The sequence below is a fragment of the Bacteroides sp. OF04-15BH genome (assembly GCF_003477995.1).
Lineage (GTDB): Bacteria > Bacteroidota > Bacteroidia > Bacteroidales > Bacteroidaceae > Paraprevotella.
In genome coordinates, this window is the sequence record NZ_QUEM01000035.1 from 31,444 (window position 1) to 32,165 (window position 722).

A 722-nucleotide genomic window follows, 5' to 3' on the forward strand; every position below is an offset into this window, starting at 1 on the left:
ATTCCGTTATCTATAAAGGTGACGATAACAAGTATTATGAGAGGATAAATGGGCAAATCTTTGAGGTTGAGCTTCCTTTTGAATATCCCAACAGTTGGGCTATATTACGTTTGAAAGATATATGCCAGTTGATAGACGGTGAAAAGAGAAACGGAAAAGGTATTTGCTTGGATGCAAGGTTCTTACGTGGAAAATCATCTGCAACCATTATAGAAAAAGGCAGATTTGTCTATGCTGGAGATAATATCATTCTTGTGGATGGTGAAAATTCAGGAGAAGTTTTCTCTGTTCCACAGGATGGATATATGGGAAGCACATTCAAACAGCTATGGCTTTCTTCAGCTATGTGGAAACCATATATTTTGGCTTTCATTCTGTACTACAAAGAGGAGTTAAGAAATTCAAAAAGAGGTGCGGCTATTCCGCACCTATATAAAGAGTTATTCTACAATTTGCCTATTGGTATTCCACCTTTAGCAGAACAGAAACGTATAGCAGAACGCATTAATGAATTATCGCAGTTGCTCAAATAGTTTTTCAATTTGGGCTACAATACGATATTGCTCTTTTAACGGAGGCAAAGGCATAAGAGTATTATGTAAAGCTTTAGACGAAAAACCTTGAATACCTATGCCTTTGCCTCCAATTAATCCCATCAATTTGTACAGATTAAAAATATAAGAGACTGTCATATAAACTGTGTCATGACAAAAAAAGCATAA

At 35.9% G+C, this 722-nt stretch carries 1 protein-coding gene and 1 pseudogene; one reads left to right on the top strand and one right to left on the bottom strand.

What is annotated here, in order from left to right:
• Positions 1–533 (top strand): restriction endonuclease subunit S (locus DXA74_RS16645; RefSeq protein WP_233550556.1); only part of this gene is annotated, 533 nt, incomplete at its 5' end.
• Here DXA74_RS16645 and DXA74_RS16650 read toward each other — a convergent pair.
• Positions 513–722, bottom strand: a pseudogene (locus tag DXA74_RS16650) (hypothetical protein); the annotation flags it as partial. The gene DXA74_RS16645 and the pseudogene DXA74_RS16650 overlap by 21 nt on opposite strands.